The organism is Peribacillus sp. P4_D6, assembly GCF_056401795.1.
Genome location: NZ_JBFUIQ010000063.1, coordinates 1 through 23,517, shown reverse-complemented (window position 1 = coordinate 23,517; position 23,517 = coordinate 1). Strand labels below are relative to the sequence as shown.

Genomic DNA, 23,517 nt, shown 5'->3' with positions numbered 1-23,517 from the left:
GGTGAGACCCCACAGGCGTTTACGCCGAGGAGGCTCACCGCCCGCCCCGCGGAAAGCGAGCACCTGGAGGGGAAATCAACCACACTGTACTACTTCGTAAATAGCAACAAAGTATGCGAAAACAGCCTTGTTTTTAGACCAAAGTTGATTGGAGCGGAAGTGCGAGACTCCTGCGGGAGCAGCGGGACAGGTGAGMCCCCACAGCCGTTTACGCCGAGGAGGCTCACCGCCCGCACCAAGGAAAGCGAGCACCTGCAGTGGAAATCAACGTTAAAACCTCAAAACAGTAGGGTAAAACCAGATAATTTCGAGTTGTTTACAGTCTGAGACTGCCAGTTCATCCTGGCAGTCTTTTTCTTTTCCCTTTTTTCTAAATTGTTGTATTTAGGATAAAAACGCCAATTTTTCAACACGAATTTCTTGGATAATTTCGCCCTTCCAAAGGAGATACTAACAGAAATGACAAACTAGGAGAGTGCAGGAGGGAATAAGATGAATTGGACAGGATTGGCGTTGTTTATCCAGCTGTTTTTTGGGATTATTATTGGATTGTATTTTTTGAACTTATTGAAAGGCCAGCGGACACAAAAAGTTTCCATTGACCGTGATTCACGTAAGGAGATGGACCAATTACGGAAGATGAGATCGATTTCGTTAACAGAACCATTGGCAGAAAAAGTTAGACCAAGCACATTTAATGAAATCATCGGTCAAGAAGATGGGATTAAATCTTTAAAAGCTGCTTTATGTGGGCCGAATCCCCAGCATGTGATAATTTACGGTCCTCCGGGGGTAGGGAAAACAGCAGCTGCCAGACTTGTTTTGGAAGAGGCGAAGAAAAATGGCAAGTCCCCTTTTAAGAATTCGGCCGTTTTTGTTGAATTGGACGCCACCACAGCCAGGTTCGATGAACGAGGGATTGCCGATCCGCTCATCGGTTCTGTGCACGATCCAATCTACCAAGGAGCCGGGGCGATGGGACAGGCAGGAATTCCGCAGCCAAAGCAGGGTGCAGTCAGCAATGCACATGGAGGCGTACTGTTCATAGATGAAATAGGGGAGCTTCATCCGATACAGATGAATAAACTTTTAAAGGTATTGGAAGATCGTAAGGTTTTTCTGGAAAGTGCCTATTATCAAGAGGAAAATCAAAATATTCCCACTCACATCCATGATATTTTTAAAAATGGTCTGCCGGCTGACTTTCGGTTGATTGGTGCCACAACAAGAACGCCAAATGAAATCGCGCCTGCGATACGTTCAAGATGCATAGAAGTGTTTTTCCGTGAACTGGAACGGGAAGAAATAATCGCCGTGGCCAAGAATGCCTCAGATAAAGTGGGGATCACCATCAGTGATAAAGGCTTGGAATCGATTTCGGATTATGCCCGAAATGGCAGGGAAGCTGTCAACATGATTCAGACTCTTGCAGGAATCTCAATTAATGAAAACAGGACTTTCATCAGGGAAGAAGATATAGATTGGATGGCTCATAGCAGCCAGCTGACCCAAAGAATGGACAGGAAAATAGAAGCGAAATCCAAAATTGGCCTTGTCAACGGTCTTGCAGTCTATGGTCCAAACAGCGGGGCATTGCTGGAAATAGAGGTTACGGTAATGGCTGCCTCTGATGAAAAAGGTTCGATAAACATTACCGGTATCGTTGAGGAAGAAAGTATCGGCGGCGGGAGTGGCAAATCGGTTCGACGCAAGAGCATGGCGAAAGGTTCGATTGAAAATGTCATTACGGTATTACGCTCGATGGGAGTGCCTGCCAATCAATTCGATATCCATGTGAACTTTCCGGGCGGAAGTCCAGTGGATGGCCCTTCTGCAGGGATTGCAATGGCCACAGGCATATACTCGGCCATATATAAAATCCCTGTTGACCACACTGTGGCGATGACTGGGGAAATAAGCATTCATGCCGGCGTTAAACCGATCGGCGGTGTCATTCCGAAAATCAAGGCGGCTAAACTTGCCGGGGCAAAAAAGGTAATCATCCCAGCCGAAAACATGCAGCCGCTTCTATCTGAAATCAAGGATATAGAGATCATTCCTGTTTCGAATGTGAAAGAAGTGCTGGATCAGGCACTGAAGAAAGAATTGATGTCGGAACAAATCCTCACAACCTTGGACCTATCAAAAAAAGAAAGTGTATAAAGGATATGCCCCGGCTAAAAATAGAACCGGGGCATTTTAAGGACAAAATTGGCGTTCCTGGCCACCCTGCCGTAAAAAATAAACACGCATTCAGGCGTGCTTTTTTATCTAATATTGGAGATAATAATAGCAGTCGAAACGTGTTAAGGTAAACGAATAGACACTTCTATATAAATAGGATAGAATTGTTAAAAGGTTGAGAACATGGGTAAATAGTTTACAACGACGATACTAATTAGATGGAGGTGTCAGGAAATGACTGATAAAGAAATCATCGTCCCCCTCCTGCCGCTTAGAGGACTGCTTGTATATCCAACGATGGTACTTCATTTAGATGTAGGCCGAGATAAATCGGTACAAGCCCTTGAGAAAGCAATGGTGGAAGACCATCTTATATTTTTGACGACACAACAAGATGTTTCGTTGGACGAACCAGGTGAAGAAGATTTATTTACAATGGGAACTTTAACAAAGGTAAAACAGATGTTGAAGCTTCCGAATGGTACAATCCGGGTGTTGGTGGAAGGGTTGAACCGCGCAGAAGTCATGGAATTTTACGATTATGAGACACATTATGGTGCCAAGATTAAAATATATGAAGACAGTGAAGAAAAGGATGCTGAACATCAAGCATTAATGCGCACACTACTGGATTATTTTGAACAATACATAAAAATGTCCAAGAAAATAACCGGTGAAACGTTTTCGTCCACTTCGGATATTGAAGAGCCTGGGCGATTAGCGGATATAATCGCTTCCCATTTGCCTTTGAAATTGAAGGAGAAGCAAGAAGTGCTTGAGACCATTGATATGAAAGAGCGTCTTAGCCGTGTAATCGAGATCATCAATAACGAAAAAGAAGTTCTTTTTCTCGAGAAAAAGATCGGCCAGCGTGTTAAACGTTCGATGGAACGGACTCAAAAGGAATATTATTTACGAGAGCAAATGAAAGCGATCCAAAAGGAATTGGGCGATAAAGAAGGAAAAACAGGGGAAATTGAAGTCCTGAACGAAAAGATAGAAGAAGCGGATATGCCTGAGCATATCAAAGAAACGGCATTAAAGGAATTGGACCGTTATGAAAAAGTTCCTTCGAGCTCAGCCGAAAGCTCTGTGATCCGCAATTATATCGAATGGCTGATCTCTCTTCCTTGGACCAAAGCGACCAAAGATGACTTGAATATTCATAAAGCCGAAAAAATCCTGAACCAGGACCACCATGGTTTGGAAAAGGTGAAGGAGCGTGTGCTTGAGTATTTGGCCGTACAGCAATTGACCAAATCATTGAAGGGACCGATCCTTTGCTTGGTGGGACCGCCAGGAGTCGGGAAAACGAGCTTGGCTAAATCGATCGCTTCATCCCTGAATAGGAATTTCGTCCGTATATCTTTAGGTGGGGTGCGCGATGAATCAGAAATCCGCGGACATCGCCGCACATATGTAGGGGCAATGCCGGGACGGATCATTCAAGGCATGAAAAAAGCTGGAACGATAAATCCGGTCTTTTTACTGGACGAAGTGGATAAGATGTCCAATGACTTTAGGGGAGATCCATCTGCAGCGATGCTTGAGGTGCTCGATCCAGAGCAAAATCATAATTTCAGTGATCATTATATTGAAGAAACCTACGATCTTTCCAAAGTCATGTTCGTCGCAACGGCAAATAATTTGGGATCGATTCCTGGTCCGCTTCGTGATCGTATGGAAATCATTTCGATTGCAGGTTATACTGAGATAGAGAAACTTCATATAGCCAAGGATCACTTGCTGCCTAGACAGCTTGAAAACCATGGTTTATTGAAGACACAATTGCAAGTCCGTGAGGAAGCACTTACAAAAATCATCCGTTACTATACTCGGGAAGCCGGTGTTCGGAGTCTGGAACGACAGCTTGCAGGCATCTGTCGGAAGACTGCAAAAATCATCGTGTCCGGAGATAAAAAGCGGGTCGTCATTGCTGAAAAGAATGTCGAGGAGTTTTTAGGGAAAACCATGTTCCATTATGGACAGGCGGAGGTCGAGAACCAAGTTGGTGTAGCTAATGGTTTAGCATACACGTCGGTAGGTGGCGATACGCTGCAAATCGAGGTTTCCTTATCACCAGGTAAAGGGAAGCTGATCCTTACAGGAAAGCTTGGCGATGTAATGAAAGAGTCAGCCCAGGCTGCTTTCAGTTATGTCCGTTCAAAAACCGAGAAACTTCAGATTGATGCGAACTTCCATGAAAAATATGATATTCATATTCATGTCCCCGAAGGTGCGGTTCCAAAAGATGGCCCTTCTGCAGGCATCACGATTGCAACAGCGTTAATATCGGCCCTTACAAATAGGCCGATCAGAAAAGAGGTAGGCATGACAGGCGAAATTACATTACGCGGACGGGTTCTTCCGATCGGCGGGCTTAAAGAAAAATCTTTAGCGGCCCATCGCGCAGGACTTACGAAAATCATCATCCCGCAAAATAACGAAAAGGATATTGATGATATCCCGGAAAGTGTCCGTAAAGCATTAACATTTGTTCCAGTTTCACACGTCGATGAAGTCCTTGAGCATGCATTGGTAGGTGTGAACGAATGAAAGTAACAAGTTCAGATATTGTCATCAGTGCTGTGAAGCCTGAACAATATCCCAATACTCCAATACCGGAATTTGCCTTGGCAGGCCGTTCCAACGTTGGGAAGTCCAGTTTCATCAACAAAATGATCAATCGAAAAAACTTGGCGCGCACATCCTCTAAACCGGGTAAGACGCAGACCTTGAATTTTTATATCATAAATGAAGCACTCCATTTTGTGGATGTACCGGGTTATGGTTATGCAAAAGTATCCAAGACGGAGCGTGATGCTTGGGGGAAGATGATCGAAACGTACTTCACTTCCCGTGACCAGCTCCGCGCTGCGCTTCTGATCGTCGATTTGCGTCATCCGCCGACAAAGGATGATATCGCAATGTATGAATTCCTGAAGCATTATGACCTGCCCCGGATCGTCATTGCCACCAAAGCGGATAAAATTCCAAAAGGCAAATGGCAGAAACACTTGAAAATCACGCGCCAAACGTTAAATATGGAAAAAGAAGATGAATTGCTTCTATTCTCTGGTGAAACAGGCGAAGGTAAGGAACAAGCATGGGGCGTCCTTAAGAAATATATGTAAAAGAAAAGGGTATTCCGCATCTGGAATACCCTTTTTCATTATGTAATCGAAAATCTTCACTTTTTTCGAACCAAAAAATAAATGCCGATCGCCATCAAGGCAAAGGGCCAAAACCTTTCGATGTTCGCGGTGGTGGTTTCAACAATCCCGAAAGACGTTGTGATTTTATCATAGAATAAGAATGTGATCGAGACGATGAATATGACCATCCCGTGAAACATTCCAGAATTTGTTTTACGTGCCCGGAGAATAAATCCCAGTGAGATGATTAAAATAAAGATACCTATATCATCCGGCCAAATCTCCAGGTTCTCGGCGATGTGGAAGTGGGCCCCGAACCCAAGTAAGATGACGCCTGGCAGGATGGACTCATATTCATTACCGCTATATGCCTGAATCAGGAAGGCGGCACCGACAATACATAATAAAGTGGGCCAGCTGAAAAAGCCCGGAAAAATTTCGATTTGGGAATGTTCAAGAAAAAAATAGAGCCCGAAACCGATTAAAACGATTCCTGGGAAAATACGTTGCGTTTTCATTTTATCCTCCTATGCAATTCGATTACTTGAAGTTTTTTGCCATTTTTGATATGGTACTTTTGTACACAATGTCGAAATATGTATGTAACTTTACAAATCCCGCTTAGACACCTTTTGTAGCATTGAGGCGTTTTCGCTGTCTTTTCATGGTAGCATATGTTTTCATAAACTGTTCATATTATTTGCGTGAATCCATTTTAGTACATGGTATAATTAATTTACATGAAAAATTTTGGGGGTGCAAAACAAAAGGATGCATATTCTAGCGGTTGGTATAAATTACAAAACTGCCCCTGTAGAAATTCGGGAAAAACTATCGTTTAACGAAGCCGAACTTGCCGAGGCAATGAAAGCTCTTAAAAATAAAAAAAGCATCTTGGAAAATATTATTATTTCAACATGTAACAGGACGGAAATCTATGCGGTCGGGGACCAGCTCCATACAAGCAGGTATTATATCAAGGAATTTCTTTCGGAATGGTTTAACATCGATAAAGAAGAATTTTCTAAATATCTGTTCATTTATGAAGGCGATGGGGCTGTCGAGCATTTATTTTCAGTTACCTGCGGTTTGAATTCCATGATACTGGGAGAAACTCAGATTTTGGGACAAGTACGTTCAAGCTATTTGTTAGGGCAGAAGGAAGATACGATCGGTACCGTTTTTAACCATCTCTTCAAGCAAGCCCTTACATTAGCTAAAAAAGCTCATTCGGAAACCGAAATCAATACCAATGCCGTTTCCGTCAGCTATGCGGCAGTCGAGCTTGCAAAAAAAATCTTTGGAGGCCTGAATGGCAAGAATGTCTTGATTCTTGGGGCCGGTAAGATGGGTGAGCTGGCCATTCAAAATCTGCATAGCAATGGCGCCGACAGCATTACGGTCATTAACCGCACCTTTCAGAAAGCGGTCGACCTGGCTGAGAGATTCAATGGTACGGCCAAACAGCTGCAAGAGCTTCAATGCGCTTTAGTGGATACCGATATCCTGATTACTTCCACTGGTGCAAAAGATCTTCTTGTAACAAAAGAAATGATGTCATTCGTCAATAAGCTTCGTAAGGGCCGTCCTATTTTCATGGTCGATATCGCAGTGCCGCGTGACCTTGATCCAACATTGGCCGAGCTGGAAAATGTCTTCTTGTATGACATTGACGATCTGGAAGGGATCGTGCAAGCCAATATCGAAGAACGTAAAAAAGCTGCCGAGAAAATAGAAATGATGATCGAATCAGAAATCGTGGACTTCAACCAGTGGATTAATTTACTTGGTGTGGTTCCCGTCATTTCTTCTTTACGGGAAAAATCCCTATCGATACAAAGGGAAACGATGGAAAGCATCGAAAGAAAGCTTCCGCATTTGAGCGAACGTGACAAAAAAGTCCTGAACAAGCATACGAAAAGCATCATCAACCAAATGCTGAAAGATCCGATACTTTATGCAAAAGAGCTGGCAGATGAGCCGAATGCAAAAGAGCAATTAAATAATTTCGTGAAAATCTTCCATTTAGAGGAATTGATTGAAGACCAGCTGGTTGGGGATGAAAAAGAACGGAACAGCTCCAAGTCATCCCTATTGAATCCAGTTCCTGTCCAGTAATGAGGTAGATATGGAATTACTAATGACAAGATTGCATGAAGCCACTGTTTTGCTGTATGCCATCAGTATGCTTTTATACTTTATTGATTTCCTTAATAATAACCAGAAGGCGAACAGGGTCGCCTTCTGGTTGCTTTCTATTGTTTGGGTGCTGCAAACAATTTTTTTGTTTCTGTATGTGTTGAAAACGGGAAGGTTCCCGGTATTGACGATTTTTGAAGGCTTATATTTTTATGCATGGGTCCTCATATCGCTATCATTGATCATTAACCGATTGCTAAGAGTCGATTTTACGGTCTTTTTTACGAATGTATTAGGTTTCATGGTTATGGCCATCCATACCTTTGCACCTGTTCAGATAGAATCTCAAGTGCTTGCACAGCGCCTGGTTTCAGAGCTATTGCTCATACATATCACTTTTGCGATCCTATCATATGGGGCATTCACGCTTTCTTTCGTTTTTTCAGTTTTATACTTAATTCAATATGATTTATTGAAACGGAAGAAGTGGGGAAAACGCCTGCTTCGACTCGGCGATTTAACAAAGCTCGAGCATATGTCCTATGTCCTCGCAGTTATAGGTGTTCCATTATTGGTGGTCTCCCTCATCCTGGGGATTCAATGGGCTTATATAAAAGTCCCTGGGGTATCCTGGCTGGACATGAAGATCATCGGCTCATTTATTTTGCTTATTGCTTACAGTGTGTTTTTATACTTGAAAATTCGGAAACAAATGTATGGAAGGACGCTAGCCTTTCTGAATATTGGATCTTTCATGATTGTGTTAATTAACTTTTTCCTTTTCGGAAGCCTTTCAACATTCCACTTTTGGAATACATAGGAGGAAACTATGAGAAAAATAATTGTCGGTTCAAGACGTAGTAAATTAGCGATCACCCAAACGAACTGGGTGATCGATCAACTTAAAGGACTTGGGGTCCCATACGAGTTCGAGGTGAAGGAAATTGTCACAAAGGGTGACCAAATCCTTGATGTAACACTTTCCAAGGTCGGCGGAAAGGGCTTATTCGTTAAAGAAATCGAACAAGCGATGCTGGATAAAGAAATTGATATGGCTGTACATAGTATGAAGGATATGCCGGCAGTGCTGCCTCAAGGTTTGACGATTGGCTGCATACCACCGAGAGAGGATCATCGGGATGCCTTGATTTCAAAGAACCATGAAACCCTTTCCGAACTGAAATCCGGTTCCATCATAGGTACAAGCAGCTTGCGGCGTGGCGCGCAAATTTTGGCAAGAAGGCCGGACCTTGAAATTAAATGGATTCGCGGAAATATCGATACCCGTCTGAATAAGCTGAAAACGGAAGATTATGATGCTATCATTTTAGCGGCAGCCGGACTATCAAGAATGGGTTGGGAGCAGGACATCGTAACGGAATTTTTAGATGAAGATATTTGCATTCCGGCAGTTGGACAAGGAGCTCTTTCCATTGAATGCCGTGAAGACGACAAAGAACTGCTGGCGGAACTTGCGAAATTGACCTGTGAAAAAACGAAAAGGACGGTTGAAGCGGAACGTGCCTTTTTGGATAAAATGGAAGGCGGATGCCAGGTGCCGATTGCTGGATTTGCGGTGGCAAAAGATAATGGATCCGTTTCCTTGACGGCTTTGGTCGCTGCCCCGGATGGAAAGGTGATATATAAAGAAATGGTCGAAGGTGCTGATCCAGAGGCGGTTGGGCATGCTGCTGCCAAACAGATTAGCGAAATGGGCGGTAAAGAATTGATCGATCGCGTAAAAGAAGAGCTTGATCAGTAATGAACCCAGTTCAACCTCTTAAGGATTATCAGGTATTGATCACCAGAGGGAAAGGACAGGCAGATGGTTTAAAAGAGTCGATCGAAAAAAATGGCGGAACGCCGCTTCTTGTTCCATTGCTTGAGTTCACCCTTCCAGATCATATGGAAGATGTGCATCAGAGGTTTGAAGAGTTGCTTACATATGACTGGATCATTCTGACCAGTCAAAATGGGGTGGATTTCTTCTTTAGGCTTCTTGGAAACCAGCCTTTGAAGCTTCCGAAAATAGCCGTAATCGGCTCCAAAACAGAAGCGGCCCTGAAACGGCATGGTTATAAGGCGGATTTCGTTCCAGCTCAGTTTGTTGCCGAAGGGTTCGTGGCGGAGTTCAATACCCTGCTAGATCCGGGTGCCCGCGTGTTGCTGGCAAAAGGAAATCTCGCAAGGGCGGTTATAGCGGAGGCGATCAATGAAGCTGGAGCAATCTGTGATGAAGTGATAATTTATCATACAGTGCTTCCTCGAAGCAGTGAAAAAAAACTGGTGCAGCTTATAAAGAACCATGAAATCGACATCATGACCTTTACGAGTTCATCGACTGTCAATCATTTTTTAGAGATCATGAAAAGCCATGAATTGGATACATACATAGACCGGATCATCATCGCCTGCATCGGGCCGATTGCCGCTAAAACTGCTGAAAAACATGGGCTATCCGTCGATGTCTGTCCAGATGTTTATACGACGGATGCCATGGTTGCGGAGTTAATACGCTTTATCTTGAAAAGAAATAAACAGGGAGGAACTTTCAAATGAAAAACATTCCATTCAATCGCCACCGCCGCTTGCGTGCAAGTGCTGGCATGAGGGCTTTAGTCCGTGAAACACAATTGCATAAAGAGGATTTGATTTATCCGATCTTCGTCATTGACGGGAAAAATGTGAAAAATGAAATCAACTCCATGCCAGGTATCTATCAGCTATCCATGGATAATCTGGGTGCCGAAATGGATGAAGTCGTGAGTCTGGGCATTAAATCAGTCATTTTATTCGGTGTCCCTTTTGATCATGATAAAGACGAACAGGGAACAGGGGCATTTCATCACAACGGACTTGTGCAAGAAGCAACCCGCTTTATTAAAAAACAATATCCTGAAGTTATTGTCATAGCGGATACCTGCCTTTGCGAGTATACAAGCCATGGCCATTGCGGGGTCGTTGAAGGGGAAAAAATCCTTAATGACGCTTCTCTTGACCTTCTTGCCAAAACGGCAATCAGCCAGGCTGAGGCCGGCGCAGACATCATTGCGCCTTCCAATATGATGGACGGTTTCGTTGCGGCCATCCGTGCAGGTCTGGATGAAGCGGGTTATGAAGATATTCCGATCATGTCCTATGCGGTGAAATATGCTTCGGCTTTTTACGGCCCATTCCGTGATGCCGCGAATGGTGCGCCGCAATTTGGCGACAGGAAAACTTACCAAATGGATCCCGCCAATCGCCTTGAAGCGTTTCGTGAAGCTGAATCCGATGTTGCTGAAGGTGCGGACTTCCTAATCGTGAAACCGGCCCTTTCCTACATGGACATCATCAGGGACGTTAAGAATAACTTTAATCTTCCGATCGTTTCCTATAATGTCAGCGGTGAATATTCAATGGTCAAAGCTGCTGCCCAAAACGGCTGGATTGATGAAAAAGCGATTGTGATGGAAATGCTGACAGGCTTGAAACGCGCAGGTTCCGACTTGATCATCACGTATTTTTCAAAAGATGTAGCACGCTGGATTAACGAAGATAATCAATGATAAAAAAATATAACCTGTAATGGAAAAAGGGGATTGAATCATGCGGTCATATGAAAAATCGAAAAAAGCTTTTGCCGAAGCAAAAAATTTGATGCCAGGCGGCGTGAACAGCCCGGTACGTGCCTTCAAATCTGTGGACATGGATCCCATTTTCATGGAGCGTGGAAAAGGCTCGAAAATGTATGATATCGATGGAAATGAATATATCGACTATGTTCTTTCATGGGGACCGCTCATCCTGGGTCACACGAATGACCGTGTCGTGGAATCATTGAAAAAAGTAGCGGAGTCAGGTACAAGCTTTGGAACCTCTACGCTGATTGAGAATGAACTGGCCAAGTTGGTCATGGAACGGGTGCCTTCGATTGAAATGATCCGGATGGTATCATCAGGAACCGAAGCGACGATGAGTGCACTAAGGCTGGCACGAGGCATTACAGGCCGTGATAAAATCCTGAAATTCGAAGGTTCCTATCATGGCCATGGCGATTCATTGCTGATCAAAGCGGGTTCCGGCGTTGCAACATTAGGTTTACCGGATAGCCCAGGTGTACCGGAAGGCATTGCAAAAAATACGATTACCGTAGCATATAATGATCTTGCTGCAACCAAATATGCGTTTGAACAATTTGGCGAAGACATCGCCTGTATCATCGTAGAACCTGTTGCAGGGAATATGGGTGTGGTTCCGCCACAACCTGGTTTCCTCGAAGGCTTACGTGAAGTGACGACCCAATACGGGGCTTTATTGATCTTTGACGAAGTCATGACAGGGTTCCGTGTCGGCTATAATTGTGCACAAGGCTATTTTGGCATCGTACCTGACCTGACTTGCCTTGGGAAAGTAATTGGCGGCGGCTTGCCTGTCGGAGCGTTCGGAGGCAAGCGCGAATTCATGGAACAAATTGCCCCGAGTGGGACAATCTATCAAGCGGGAACATTGTCCGGTAATCCTCTTGCCATGACGGCCGGCCTTGAAACGCTGAGCCAATTGACTCCAGAATCTTATGATGAGTTCACCCGAAAAGGGGATATGCTCGAAAAAGGAATTGGAGCGGCAGCGGATAAGTACGGTGTTCCCCATACATTCAACCGTGCCGGCTCCATGATTGGACTTTTCTTTACTAATGAAGATGTCGTAAACTATGATACAGCAAAAACATCCGATTTAGAGTTCTTTGCTTCCTACTATAGGGAAATGGCGAATCAAGGCATCTACTTGCCGCCGTCACAGTTTGAAGGGTTATTCCTTTCCACTGCACATAGTGATGAAGATATCGAAAAAACCATTGCTGCGGCAGAACAGGCTTTTGCCAAATTAAAAAAATGATTCAAGGCTTCAGGAGCTACCGCGATATTCGATAATGATAAATTTGAACTGGCTGCCATTTTTCCAAAAACTTTTGGAGAAATGCAGCCAGTTTTTTTGAATTCAATCCGTATGTGTAAGAACCGAATTTAACGTTCACGGCCGAATTAATTGGAGATGGTCTAAATAATTGGTAGAAAGCAGAATTAATAGGCTGTTGGGAATTAATATGGCGGTATGCCGAGCGGGTTTTTCAAGCTGATTGTAATTCCCGCTTGATTTAGCCTGAAAATTGAACCTCTTTCTTTTAATTCAGGGAATATCTAAGGAGAGCTGCAAATGAATTAAGGAATAAACAGCTTCCTCCCTTCATAGATTGATATTGGTATAGGTACCGTTTCATGAAGCTGAAAGGAGGAGTTGTCTTGTCGCAAGAAAATGAATCGTATTTACGATTTTCTTTAGAGGAATCCGTTTGGTTCCAGAAGGGACAGGAAGTGGCTGAGCTATACTCTATTTCCCTTGATCCAAATGTGTCGATTCAAGAAAGTGATCAATATGTTTTTATACGAGGCTCGTTGGATTTAAGCGGTGAATACAAAGACTCGCAAAATGGTGAAGAAGAGGAGTTTTCGCAGACCTTTTTGCCAAAAGCGGTTCAAAAGGTCGAGAGGCATCCCAATGGACTTAATGAGTTCACACACCGTTTTCCGGTTGATATAACGATTCCGAATAATCGGATTGCCTCTTTGGATGAGGTTGATGTCTCGATTCAAAGCTTTGATTATGCCATGCCAGAGCATAACTGCTTGAAATTGCAGGCGGACCTTTTGATAACCGGAATCTATAATGATTCATATGTGGAAGAACGGTTTGATACTGAGCAGGAAGTTGGGGAAACGGAGGATCAGGAAGAAACGGATGGGGAAAATGAGTCATATATTCCTTATGCAGCCGCAGTGCCGCCAATCCCGGATTTTCAGCCCGTTTTCCGTGATGAGGAGGAAGAAGAGTTATACGCGCCTTTTTCTGCAGAGTCAAAACGGGTTTCTGAAGCAAATGAAGAAGAAGAAGAAGAGGAACCGATTTATTTAAGCGATCAGCATAATGCTCCCGTTTTTGAAATCCCGGTTTCACCATATCCTGAAGAGGAGGAATGGGAAACGGAAGTGCATAGACAGGAAGAAGCTCAAGCTGTAGAGGAAGAAGTAATTGGTGATCCGCCTGACTCCCCGGAAAAGGTACCTTCCATGGGAGAGGCAAAATTGGAGGAAGAACCAAGCAGGCAGGATTCCTTGGAGATTCCTAGAGTCACATTTATAGAAGAAGTAGAAGAAGAGCCAAGTCAAGCAACCAATCATGAAAGTAGCCCAGTTTTAAATGTAGAAACCGAGGATGTCATCCGGCAAGAAGACGATGCCGTTACAGCGGGTCCTATCCTTAATGAGAATGTGAAGGTGGAGCAAGAAGAGGAATCCAATTCGTCCATAAGCGATCTATTCAAAAAGAGGGAAAGACCTGCGCCTCCGGCTAAGGAGGGTAAGAGTTTCAAAGGCAGGAAACAAGCAGCGGAACGTGATGAAAAAGAAACGGCCGATCATGATGAAAAGCAGCTTTCCATCATGGATTTATTCGGACGGAAACAAGAAGAAGAACTGGTAAGGATGAAGGTTTGCATTGTTCAGCAAGGGGAAACGCTTGATGACTTGGCTCAACGATATGATGTTACGGTTCAATCGATCCTTTTCAGCAATGAATTGGAGTCGAATCAGAACGTCCATGAAGGGCAAGTCATTTATATACCGAAGGCGGTTGCGTATAAGAATTGACCGGGACAGAGAGCAGGGCATATGCTCTGCTCCTGTTTTTTAAATGCTAGAGGAAGCGGATTGTTTAGTTTTTTTAGAGAAAGTGAGTGAGTCTCGTGAGGGAAAACGAGAATCAGCAGCCTGCCAATCGGGATCGGGACACGGAGACCGTATTGAAGGAATATGCCATGTATGTACAATATATTGAGGACTTCGGGCGTGTAAAAAAAGTATACAGTGATCGCGGTACATTTGCCTTGAAATCCATGTTACCGCATAACGGCATTGATTTTATCAAAAATGTTCAAAAACTGTACCATCGCGGCTATAATCGAATCGTTCCCATTTATCAAACGATGGATCAGCGTTACGCCGTTCTTCATAATGGACGTTTGTATTACCTGATGCCCTGGCTCAATGATGAAAGGGACGGGGAGCGCGATGAAAAGCATAAGCAATTGTTCAGGGAGCTTGCTCGGATGCATACACTTTCCGTTAAGGAAATACAAGTGGATATTGAGGAACGGGAAGCACATTATGAGCGGACGCTTGATGCCTGGAATAACGAAAAGGAATTTATAGAAGAGTATATTGTCAGCTGTGAAAAGAAGTGGTATATGTCTCCATTCGAACTGACGGTTTGTTCTTTCTACACTGATATTTCACAGGCGCTGAAGTACTCGATCAAGAAGTTTGAAACCTGGTATGAAAAAACGAAGGATAGTGAAAAGGTTCGAACCGTGGTAACGCACGGAAAGGTTTCTTTGAAGCATTTCGTTTATGATGAGCGGGGATATGGCTACTTCATCAATTTTGAGAATTCGAATACGGCTCCGCCGCATTTCGATTTACTGCCATTTCTCGTTAAAGCGGCCAGGACCTATCCTGTCCAATGCGATGACTGTGTTGACTGGCTATATAACTATTTTCGTTATTTTCCGTTAAAAGAAGAAGAATTATTGCTCATGCAAAGTTATCTGGCATTCCCTGGATCAGCTTTGGAATTAGTGAAGGGTTATTCCGATGGCAGGGGCCATCGTTCAGAGCTTGATAATGTCACGCAACTTCAGCGGCAATTTTGGCTATTGAAAAATATTGAATATATGGTGATGAGAATCGAAGAAATCGAACAGAAGAAAAAGGCGGCTGCCGAGGCTGCCAAAGAAGAACAATCACCCCCAAGCTAAATATACATGATTGGATCATCTCCAGTCATGTATATTTTTTTGCTGTAAGGGAATAATTAAATCCATTCGAAATACAAAGACATGGCCAGGAAAATAAACGCGATAAGCAGGAGCATATCGAAAAAAGTCGGGAAAATCAGCGTACGTAATCCTTGGAATACGATAAAGGGGACGATGAACTGCTGGCAGACACCGCGGAATTTTTTCACCCAAGGCGGTAAAGTATAGGGAGTATATCTTCGCTTCATATTATTACCTTCCTTTTTAGGACTTCTTATATTCTATGGGTGGGCAGTGAAAAAGGTGAAACAGCCGTCACATTCACTGTTTCTGGAGGATAAAATAAAGAAAATGAACATGAATGCATCAAATGGGATGATTCCTGAGTAAGTAAGCAAAAGATGATTGACTGGAGCCCCATGTTTTTTGTACTATATACTATATGCATTCAATGTTTTTACATATGAATATAAATCAATGCAAAGACCGGAAATAGTAAGATGAAATGCACTTTTCAGAGAGGAAACCAAATTGGTGCGAGGTTTCCAGGCAGCAGCATCCGAAGTCGTCCGCGAGCAGTCTTCGTGAACTTCTTAGTAGCGAAGGCCGGTGAAGAGCCGTTATCCGATTTGAGAGCCGAAAGGGATTTTTTTCTTTTTCGGAAAAAAGGTGGCACCGCGAACAACTTCCTTCGTCCTTTTGAGATGATGGAAGTTTTTTTTATGCCCAAAAGGAGGAAATGATATGGAAGAGAACCAAATTTCAATGCCGACTAAATATGATCCGCAGACGATAGAGAAAGGCCGCTACAAATGGTGGCTTGATGGAAAGTTTTTCGAAACGACGGGTGACGATAAAAAAGAACCATACACGATTGTCATCCCGCCGCCTAACGTTACAGGTAAGCTGCATCTTGGCCACGCTTGGGATACGACACTTCAAGATATATTGACACGCATGAAAAGGATGCAAGGCTATGATGTTTTATGGTTACCTGGCATGGACCATGCCGGTATTGCCACTCAAGCGAAAGTAGAACAGAAACTTCGTGCGGATGGCGTGAGCCGTTATGACCTTGGGCGTGAAAAATTCGTGGAAGAGACATGGAAATGGAAAGAGGAATATGCGAGCCATATCCGTGAACAATGGTCAAAGCTAGGTCTTGGACTTGATTATACCCGTGAACGCTTCACCCTGGATGAAGGTCTTTCAAAAGCAGTGCGCGAAGTGTTCGTTTCGCTTTATAACAAGGGCTTGATTTATCGCGGCGAATACATCATCAACTGGGATCCATCAACGAAAACGGCGTTATCCGATATCGAGGTCATTTACAAAGATGTGCAGGGCGCATTTTACCATATGAAATATCCATTGGTTGATGGATCGGGTGAAATTGAAATTGCCACCACCCGTCCAGAAACGATGCTTGGCGATACTGCTGTTGCTGTACACCCTGAAGATGACCGTTATAAACACTTGATCGGCAAAAAGGTCCGCTTGCCAATTACAGGCAGGGAAATCCCGATTGTCGGTGATGATTATGTCGATATGGAATTCGGTTCAGGCGCGGTCAAAATTACTCCTGCTCATGATCCGAATGACTTCGAAATCGGGAACCGTCACGACTTGGAGCGCATCCTTGTCATGCATGAAGATGGCTCGATGAATGAAAAGGCCGGTAAATATGAAGGCATGGACCGTTTTGAATGCCGTAAGCAAATCGTCAAGGACCTTCAGGAAGAAGGAGTACTCTTCAAAATCGAAGATCACCTTCACTCAGTAGGCCATTCAGAGAGAAGCGGTGCTGTTGTTGAACCATATCTTTCGACGCAATGGTTCGTTAAGATGCAGCCGCTGGCTGATGCTTCCGTTGAGCTTCAAAAAGGATCCGATGAGGAAAAAGTTCATTTCGTACCGGACCGTTTCGAGAAAACGTACCTGCATTGGATGGAAAATATCCGCGACTGGTGCATTTCCCGTCAGCTTTGGTGGGGTCACCGCATTCCCGCCTGGTACCATAAAGAAACAGGTGAAGTGTATGTAGGTCATGAAGAGCCGGCGGACGCTGAAAACTGGGAACAAGATACAGATGTCCTTGATACATGGTTCAGCTCGGCATTATGGCCATTCTCGACTATGGGCTGGCCTGACAAGGACAGTGTCGATTTCCAACGTTACTATCCAACCGGGGCACTTGTGACAGGCTATGATATCATTTTCTTCTGGGTATCACGGATGATTTTCCAAGCTCTTGAGTTCACAGGTGAACGACCATTTGAAGATGTGCTGATCCACGGTCTGGTTCGTGACGAACAGGGGCGCAAGATGAGTAAATCGCTAGGCAATGGTGTCGATCCGATGGATGTCATCGATCAATACGGTGCCGATTCCCTGCGTTATTTCTTATCTACGGGCAGCTCGCCAGGCCAGGACCTTCGTTATAGTACGGAAAAAGTCGAAGCAGTTTGGAATTTCTCCAATAAGATTTGGAACGCATCACGTTTTGCTTTGATGAACATGAATGGCATGACGTATGACGAAATCGATTTAAGCGGTGAGAAGTCTGTAGCCGATAAATGGATCTTGACGCGTTTGAATGAAACGATTTCCAACGTAACCAGACTTGCGGACCGTTATGAGTTTGGTGAAGTGGGCCGTGTGCTATACAACTTCATTTGGGATGACTTCTGTGACTGGTATATTGAAATGGCGAAGCTTCCGCTATATGGAGAAGACGAAGCGGCTAAGAAAACGACGCGCTCGATCTTGGCGTATGTACTGGATAACACAATGAGATTGTTACACCCGTTCATGCCATTCATTACCGAAGAAATCTGGCAGAACCTACCGCATCAAGGTGAGTCCATCACTGTTGCCGCTTGGCCGGAAGTGAATGAAGAGTTAACAGATACAGCTGCAGCCGAGGAAATGAAGCTGCTTGTTGAAATCATCCGCTCCGTCCGTAATATCCGTGCTGAGGTGAACACACCGTTAAGCAAAAAAATCAATTTGATTTTAAAAGCGAAAGATGAGGCCATCTTAGCGACATTACAGAAAAACAGCAGCTATATCGAGCGTTTCTGTAATCCTGAACAATTGACGATCGGAATCGAAGTCGAAGAGCCTGCTCAAGCCATGACAGCTGTCGTAACTGGCGTAGAACTAATCCTTCCGCTTACAGGACTGATCAATATTGACGAAGAAGTGAAACGTCTTGAAAAAGAACTCGACAAACTTAATAAAGAAGTTGAGCGTGTACAGAAAAAATTAGGCAACGAGGGCTTCGTTAAAAAGGCGCCGGCAAGCGTCATCGAAGAAGAACGTGCCAAGGAAAAAGACTATAGCGAAAAACGCGACTCTGTAATCCACAGGATCAGCGAACTGAAACAACTGTAAAACAAAAGGATGAACCAGCTTGAAGCCGGTTCATCCTTTTTCTGTTTACATGCTATTTAAGAAGAGGATATGCTTTCTTTTATGAATGTAAGGTACTCCCATACGATATTCATATCACTTAGTGCACTTAATGTCCGGCTCCCGACGACATCCTCAATTTCGTTCAGCATGAGGCTGCCATCTTCGGCAAATATGAAATCGATACCGACCAGGCCGAAATCAAATGAACTCATTACTCTTTCAACAAGGGCTAATTCAGATGCAGTCAGCTCATATAGCGAAGCCGATCCGCCCAGCGTATAATTTGCCTTGAAACTGGAAGCGGATTCCCTAAGTACAGCAGCCTTCACTTTTTTTCCAATTACAAAAACGCGGATATCTTTACCGAATAAGCCAGGTTTTTGAACTATCCAATTCCCATCATTCAGCTGGGCAAGATCATCGGCATGCTCGATTAGAAATACTTGTTTCCCGCCGCGGCCGCTTGTTTCTTTAGCAATGAAAGGGAGCTCCATGTCATCGGCACTCGGCCTTCCGTTACAATATACGGTATCGGCCATTGGAATCCCCAGCGAGGACAAATATTGATGCGTCTTTGCTTTGTCATTCGCGATTTCCGATACGAAGGAGGAGTTAAAGCAAGCAATCCCCAATTGCTCAAGTTGCTTAGTGAAAAAAGGATCGATGGTCCGGACGATGGCAAAGTCCGGCAATGAAATTGGCTGCATCTCATGTTCCACAAACAACTTGTTGAAACGATGTCCGATCCTAAGGTCTTCCCGAAAGTGAAAGTGTAAATCAAGATCAAGCTTACTGGCTTCGTCAAGCATCCAATCTATGTATCCTTTATTTTTCAAGGCATCCTCACGGTTATAAATCAACCAGCCTGCTTGTTTTTTCATCAGATGCACTTCCTTTTCCTAATTCTTTCAAGATATAATCGAACATGCTATCGGCGATGTTGATGCCTGTACATTCAAAAATATTCAGTAAATGCGAATTCGAATTCACTTCGCACAAAAGCGGACCTTCTTCACCAAACAGCAAATCGACGCCAGCGAAGTCGGCACCCAGAATTTGCGCACATCGAATGGCAAGTTGTGCTTCTTCACTGGTGGGGATATATGGTGCAGCCTGCCCCCCGGCAGTCATATTAGCTCGGAAGTCCTGCTCGGAATGACGTTGCATCGCTGCTATGACTTGATTGCCCACGACATTCACGCGAATATCCCGACCTTTACTGTGCTCGATGAATTCCTGGATGATAAATGGTTTGTGGCCAAGATCACGGACCGTCTTCAGTAACTCATCCTCTGATTGGATTAAATATACTTGTTCCCCAAAAGAACCGTATGCTTCCTTAACGATAAGAGGATACCCGAGTTCATTGCCGATTTGGATGAAAGCGTCCATATTGACCCTTTCAATCCCTTCGTACGTAAAAGGGGGAAATATGGTTTTCGGCATCGGTATGCCATGCCCTGTTAAGGCTTGATGTGTTTTTGCTTTGCTGTCGCATATATCGATTGCTGCACTGCTGTTATATACGGGGATGCCGAGCAATTCCAAATGGCGCGCCAAATGAATGTCTTTATCCATGAACAGAACAAAATCCGGCAGCTTATCAAAGGTTCCTTTAAGCAGCGGCACTCCTTTTTCGATTATGGGCATGAGATCTGAATTGCGGATAAGGGTTGCCATGATACCTTTCCTTTCAGCCGCCTCTTTAATGAACAAAGCTAAACTGGAAAACTTATCATGCTGTAAATAGCCGTTGACGACAATCCAACAGTGGAAATCTGAAGTTTTCATGGTAAAACACTACCTTTCATCTAGGTTAATCGTACATATATTGATAAAATAATCTTAACGCATAAGAGCGGTATAAAGAAAGAGGAGGCTCCACGATAATGGTTACAACCATGAAAGAAATCAATCAATTTTTTGAACGGCGCCAAGTTCGATTGGGCATGAATTTTGGCCTGTCACGGATGGAAACATTGTTAACTGAATTAGGCGACCCGCACAAGGAGCTAAAGTATATTCACATTGCGGGGTCCAACGGGAAAGGATCGACACTGCAATATATTAAAGAAATTCTGCTTGCCCAAGGGATTCGGGTCGCTTCCTTCACTTCTCCTTATTTAATCCGGATGAATGAACAGCTGAAGGTGAATGAGGATGAAATCAGTGATCAGGAATTCATCGATGTCTTCCGGAAGCTTTGGCCGATCATCCATGAGATGGACAGCAAGGGGAATGGTCCCACCCAGTTCGAAATTTTGACTGCAATGGCATTCTCTTATTTTAGCAAAAAGGAAGTCGATTTGGTTTTGATGGAAACCGGTTTGGGAGGCAGGCTTGACACAACGAATGTCATCCAGCCGTTTCTTTCGATCATTACCTCGATCTCTTTGGAACATACGAACATCCTGGGTAACACACTTGGGGAAATTGCTTTTGAGAAGGCAGGCATCATAAAAAGCGGAGCGCCGGTCATCAGCGGAGTCACAGCCGGGGAACCAGCAAAAGTAATTGAAGAAAAAGCGTCAGCTTTAGGCGTACCTTATTACMAATTGGGCAAAGACTTTCGTGTTTGCAATATGAAGCGAAGTGAACGTGGACAAAGTTTCTCATTTGCACTTGCCGATAGGTCAATCGAAAATGTGGAAATGCGGATGTTGGGCCGTCATCAAATGGAGAATGCGGCACTGGCCATTGCTGCTGTCACAGTAGGGATGGAAAATATTGATGAAAAAAGCATCCTTAAAGGAATAGGGGCAGCAAAATGGGATGGACGCTTTGAAAAAATATCGGATGAGCCGTTGGTGATCATTGATGGTGCACATAATCCTGCTGGCATCGACGTATTGAAGGAAACGCTAAAAGTGCATTACCCCGACTATAAGTACCGATTCGTATTCAGCTCATTTAAAGATAAAAACTATTACGAGATGCTTCATGGACTGGAAACGGGGGCAATGGAAATCATCATTACCGAATTCGACCATGAACGGGCGGCGGATGCGAAAACGCTTTATGAAAAATGCAATCATCCAAATAAAAGTATAAATAAGGATTGGCAGGCGGCGATAACGGAAGGCAGAAGGAAAACGGGGGATAAAGAGATTCTTGTCATTACAGGGTCCCTTCATTTCCTTTCACTTGTGAGGGAGTTCCTAATCAGAGAAGATGCCTAAAGGATGTGCATTACCGCAATGAGGCACTTTATCATGGAAACCAAAGCCTAAGAACCAACGGTAAGCCATATTTGTTTCAACTTCTTCAATTGCTTTATGCATTGAACGAATACCGAGGGTAAATCGAATGAAAGTCAGTTTGGCTAATATAACTGGATCAATACTTGGGCTTCCTATCTCTGAATATATATCTTTCACCAAATCATAAATGAAAGTGAAGTCAATGGCAGCCTCAATTTTACGAACCAAATGATTCGCCGGCACCAGTTGATCTAAAGTAATCATTTCAAGTTGGTCTCGCTGAATAGAATAATGTTTCGAAAGCATCCACATCACCTCAGGTTTTAATAGTTTATTTTAAAACAAAATAGACTATAGGCAAAAGGAGTTCCATCTGAAATTTTAAACATAGTTGATTGGAGCGGGTGTGCGAGACTCCTGCGGGAATAGCGAGTCCAAGGGAGACCCCACAGTCGCAAGTGCGCCGAGGGCGGACCGCCCGCGGAAAGCGAGTGCCTGGAGTGGAGATCAACGTTCCCATTTTACAAACCAAAAAAAAGACTGACGGCAAACAAATATTATCTAGTTTGTAAACAAAAGGGTTCTATCTAAATATAAAACATAGTTGATTGGAACGTAAGGTACGAGACTCCTGCGGGGAAAGCGTGGCAGGGGAGACCCCGCAGGCGCAAAGGCGCCGAGGAGGCTCCCGGACCGCCCGCGGAAAGCGAGTGCCTGGAGTGGAAATTAACGTTCAAATTGCACAAACCCCTAAAAAACCAAACTCAATTTTCATCGAGTTTGTCTACAGTCTGAAAGGACCCTTTCAAAGGTCCTTTTCTCTTGTTAAAGAGCCTCTTGAAAAGAAAAAACTCCAATAGAGTGATTGATAACAAATCACCCAGTTTATTTGTTAAAATATGATTATATATTGCATTCCATATGAATGTTGAATAGTAGGATCTGCTTAATAAAATGACGGGAGGGATGAGCATGAAGAACCCAATGGTTAATTACATAGCGGAAGGGACTTTTATATCAGGGTTTCAAAGAAAGGCAATCGAATCCTCATGCTCTTTGTATAAATGATGGCTATCCATATCTATCTCTTCGTATTGGGCTTAATTTTAGGCTCATTCTTTAACGTTGTCGGTTTAAGTGTTCCAGCTGGTCATTCATTCGCGAATCGTCGTTCCGCCTGCCCTTCTTGCGGGCGTACATTGACATTCTTCGAGTTGATACCGGTTATTTCTTATATGTTGCAAGTCGGTAAATGCCGGGGCTGTAAAGCAAGGATATCCCCCCTTTATCCGGCCGTGGAAATGCTGACCGGTGTTTTGTTTGCCTCTGCTCCGATATTCCTTGGCTGGTCGGGCGAACTTTTGGTTGGCTGGATATTGATTTCATTATTTATGATCATCTTCGTGACTGATGTCGCCTATATGCTCATACCCGATAAAATACTGCTTTTCTTTATAGTGATTTTTATTGTTTTAAGAGTCTCATTTCCACTGATGCCCTGKTGGGATTCAATTGTCGGGGCAGCGGTTGGCTTTAGCCTGCTGTTATCAATCGCGGTCGTGAGTAAGGG

General features: G+C 43.9%; 18 protein-coding genes, 2 pseudogenes and 1 other annotated feature. Of the genes and pseudogenes, 15 read left to right on the top strand and 5 right to left on the bottom strand.

From position 1 onward, the window contains the following. From AC1DVB_RS17325 to yihA, 4 genes and pseudogenes are all read left to right on the top strand, one after another. Positions 1–327 (top strand): annotated as a pseudogene (locus tag AC1DVB_RS17325) (hypothetical protein); the annotation flags it as partial. A 165-nt stretch (positions 328–492) separates the two neighbouring features. Continuing rightward, positions 493–2,163: an ATP-dependent protease LonB gene (gene lonB, locus AC1DVB_RS17320; protein WP_377330576.1), complete on the top strand. Its 1,671-nt coding sequence runs from the start codon at positions 493–495 to the stop codon at positions 2,161–2,163. 255 nt (positions 2,164–2,418) lie between these two features. Further along, positions 2,419–4,740, top strand: coding sequence for an endopeptidase La (gene lon, locus AC1DVB_RS17315; RefSeq protein WP_377330577.1), 2,322 nt, complete (start codon positions 2,419–2,421; stop codon positions 4,738–4,740). Continuing rightward, positions 4,737–5,318, top strand: a complete 582-nt coding sequence (gene yihA / locus AC1DVB_RS17310; protein WP_034308918.1) for a ribosome biogenesis GTP-binding protein YihA/YsxC — start codon at positions 4,737–4,739, stop codon at positions 5,316–5,318. The genes lon and yihA overlap by 4 nt, the downstream gene beginning before the upstream one ends. Before the next feature lie 56 nt (positions 5,319–5,374). On the opposite strand, the gene AC1DVB_RS17305 is transcribed toward yihA, so the two are convergent. Next, positions 5,375–5,857, bottom strand: coding sequence for a LiaI-LiaF-like domain-containing protein (locus tag AC1DVB_RS17305; protein ID WP_063575548.1), 483 nt, complete (start codon positions 5,855–5,857; stop codon positions 5,375–5,377). 253 nt (positions 5,858–6,110) lie between these two features. Here AC1DVB_RS17305 and hemA point away from each other — a divergent pair, with 253 nt between their 5' ends. The 8 genes from hemA to ysxE all read left to right on the top strand — a co-directional run bounded on the left by hemA (position 6,111) and on the right by ysxE (position 15,330). After that, positions 6,111–7,457: a glutamyl-tRNA reductase gene (gene hemA, locus AC1DVB_RS17300; RefSeq protein WP_057276650.1), complete on the top strand. Its 1,347-nt coding sequence runs from the start codon at positions 6,111–6,113 to the stop codon at positions 7,455–7,457. Between the two features lie 10 nt (positions 7,458–7,467). Continuing rightward, on the top strand, positions 7,468–8,298 hold the full coding sequence (locus AC1DVB_RS17295; protein ID WP_034308913.1) for a cytochrome C assembly family protein: 831 nt from the start codon (positions 7,468–7,470) through the stop codon (positions 8,296–8,298). 9 nt (positions 8,299–8,307) lie between these two features. Next, a complete protein-coding gene (hemC, locus tag AC1DVB_RS17290; RefSeq protein ID WP_430756693.1) occupies positions 8,308–9,240 on the top strand; it encodes a hydroxymethylbilane synthase in 933 nt (310 codons plus the stop codon). After that, positions 9,240–10,037, top strand: coding sequence for a uroporphyrinogen-III synthase (locus AC1DVB_RS17285; RefSeq protein ID WP_477590168.1), 798 nt, complete (start codon positions 9,240–9,242; stop codon positions 10,035–10,037). Before hemC ends, AC1DVB_RS17285 begins: the two co-directional genes overlap by 1 nt. After that, a complete protein-coding gene (hemB, locus tag AC1DVB_RS17280) occupies positions 10,034–11,026 on the top strand; it encodes a porphobilinogen synthase (protein WP_057276647.1) in 993 nt (330 codons plus the stop codon). Before AC1DVB_RS17285 ends, hemB begins: the two co-directional genes overlap by 4 nt. A 40-nt stretch (positions 11,027–11,066) precedes the next feature. Continuing rightward, positions 11,067–12,356, top strand: a complete 1,290-nt coding sequence (gene hemL / locus AC1DVB_RS17275) for a glutamate-1-semialdehyde 2,1-aminomutase (protein ID WP_063594329.1) — start codon at positions 11,067–11,069, stop codon at positions 12,354–12,356. 404 nt (positions 12,357–12,760) lie between these two features. Next, positions 12,761–14,164 (top strand): stage VI sporulation protein D, encoded by a 1,404-nt coding sequence (gene spoVID, locus AC1DVB_RS17270; RefSeq protein WP_377330579.1) that lies wholly within the window; start codon positions 12,761–12,763, stop codon positions 14,162–14,164. A 95-nt stretch (positions 14,165–14,259) separates the two neighbouring features. Next, positions 14,260–15,330 (top strand): spore coat protein YsxE, encoded by a 1,071-nt coding sequence (ysxE, locus tag AC1DVB_RS17265; protein ID WP_262869541.1) that lies wholly within the window; start codon positions 14,260–14,262, stop codon positions 15,328–15,330. A gap of 56 nt (positions 15,331–15,386) precedes the next feature. On the opposite strand, the gene AC1DVB_RS17260 is transcribed toward ysxE, so the two are convergent. Next, positions 15,387–15,578, bottom strand: coding sequence for a hypothetical protein (locus tag AC1DVB_RS17260; protein WP_034308896.1), 192 nt, complete (start codon positions 15,576–15,578; stop codon positions 15,387–15,389). Positions 15,579–15,803: 225 nt separating this feature from the next. Further along, positions 15,804–16,032 (top strand) — a binding site (T-box leader). A 42-nt stretch (positions 16,033–16,074) separates the two neighbouring features. Here AC1DVB_RS17260 and AC1DVB_RS17255 point away from each other — a divergent pair. Continuing rightward, positions 16,075–18,726, top strand: coding sequence for a valine--tRNA ligase (locus tag AC1DVB_RS17255; RefSeq protein ID WP_057276643.1), 2,652 nt, complete (start codon positions 16,075–16,077; stop codon positions 18,724–18,726). Positions 18,727–18,782: 56 nt separating this feature from the next. On the opposite strand, the gene AC1DVB_RS17250 is transcribed toward AC1DVB_RS17255, so the two are convergent. Both AC1DVB_RS17250 and AC1DVB_RS17245 read right to left on the bottom strand, forming a co-directional pair. After that, entirely contained in the window at positions 18,783–19,628 is an 846-nt protein-coding gene (locus tag AC1DVB_RS17250) for an ATP-grasp domain-containing protein (RefSeq protein ID WP_095679660.1), read from the bottom strand. After that, the gene (locus AC1DVB_RS17245) at positions 19,597–20,538 is read right to left on the bottom strand and encodes an ATP-grasp domain-containing protein (RefSeq protein ID WP_057276641.1); all 942 of its coding nucleotides are present in this window, start codon (positions 20,536–20,538) and stop codon (positions 19,597–19,599) included. The genes AC1DVB_RS17250 and AC1DVB_RS17245 overlap by 32 nt, the downstream gene beginning before the upstream one ends. Before the next feature lie 98 nt (positions 20,539–20,636). On the opposite strand from AC1DVB_RS17245, the gene AC1DVB_RS17240 reads away from it, so the two are divergent. Further along, positions 20,637–21,926 (top strand): bifunctional folylpolyglutamate synthase/dihydrofolate synthase, encoded by a 1,290-nt coding sequence (locus tag AC1DVB_RS17240; protein WP_477590163.1) that lies wholly within the window; start codon positions 20,637–20,639, stop codon positions 21,924–21,926. 18 nt (positions 21,927–21,944) lie between these two features. Here AC1DVB_RS17240 and AC1DVB_RS17235 read toward each other — a convergent pair. Beyond that, positions 21,945–22,253 (bottom strand): annotated as a pseudogene (locus AC1DVB_RS17235) (transposase); the annotation flags it as partial. A 758-nt stretch (positions 22,254–23,011) separates the two neighbouring features. Here AC1DVB_RS17235 and AC1DVB_RS17230 point away from each other — a divergent pair. Next, positions 23,012–23,517, top strand: a 506-nt coding sequence (locus tag AC1DVB_RS17230; RefSeq protein WP_477590161.1) for a prepilin peptidase, incomplete at its 3' end; no start/stop codon positions are given.

What these genes read in the sequence shown, in the direction of transcription:
- AC1DVB_RS17250 (WP_095679660.1), bottom strand. Translation starts at nt 19,628, where the DNA reads ATGAAAAAACAAGCAGGCTGGTTGATTTATAACCGTGAGGATGCCTTG.
- AC1DVB_RS17260 (WP_034308896.1), bottom strand. Translation starts at nt 15,578, where the DNA reads ATGAAGCGAAGATATACTCCCTATACTTTACCGCCTTGGGTGAAAAAA.
- lon (WP_377330577.1), top strand. Translation starts at nt 2,419, where the DNA reads ATGACTGATAAAGAAATCATCGTCCCCCTCCTGCCGCTTAGAGGACTG.
- AC1DVB_RS17255 (WP_057276643.1), top strand. Translation starts at nt 16,075, where the DNA reads ATGGAAGAGAACCAAATTTCAATGCCGACTAAATATGATCCGCAGACG.
- AC1DVB_RS17305 (WP_063575548.1), bottom strand. Translation starts at nt 5,857, where the DNA reads ATGAAAACGCAACGTATTTTCCCAGGAATCGTTTTAATCGGTTTCGGG.
- AC1DVB_RS17295 (WP_034308913.1), top strand. Translation starts at nt 7,468, where the DNA reads ATGGAATTACTAATGACAAGATTGCATGAAGCCACTGTTTTGCTGTAT.
- hemA (WP_057276650.1), top strand. Translation starts at nt 6,111, where the DNA reads ATGCATATTCTAGCGGTTGGTATAAATTACAAAACTGCCCCTGTAGAA.
- hemC (WP_430756693.1), top strand. Translation starts at nt 8,308, where the DNA reads ATGAGAAAAATAATTGTCGGTTCAAGACGTAGTAAATTAGCGATCACC.
- AC1DVB_RS17285 (WP_477590168.1), top strand. Translation starts at nt 9,240, where the DNA reads ATGAACCCAGTTCAACCTCTTAAGGATTATCAGGTATTGATCACCAGA.
- AC1DVB_RS17245 (WP_057276641.1), bottom strand. Translation starts at nt 20,538, where the DNA reads ATGAAAACTTCAGATTTCCACTGTTGGATTGTCGTCAACGGCTATTTA.
- hemB (WP_057276647.1), top strand. Translation starts at nt 10,034, where the DNA reads ATGAAAAACATTCCATTCAATCGCCACCGCCGCTTGCGTGCAAGTGCT.
- hemL (WP_063594329.1), top strand. Translation starts at nt 11,067, where the DNA reads ATGCGGTCATATGAAAAATCGAAAAAAGCTTTTGCCGAAGCAAAAAAT.
- yihA (WP_034308918.1), top strand. Translation starts at nt 4,737, where the DNA reads ATGAAAGTAACAAGTTCAGATATTGTCATCAGTGCTGTGAAGCCTGAA.
- lonB (WP_377330576.1), top strand. Translation starts at nt 493, where the DNA reads ATGAATTGGACAGGATTGGCGTTGTTTATCCAGCTGTTTTTTGGGATT.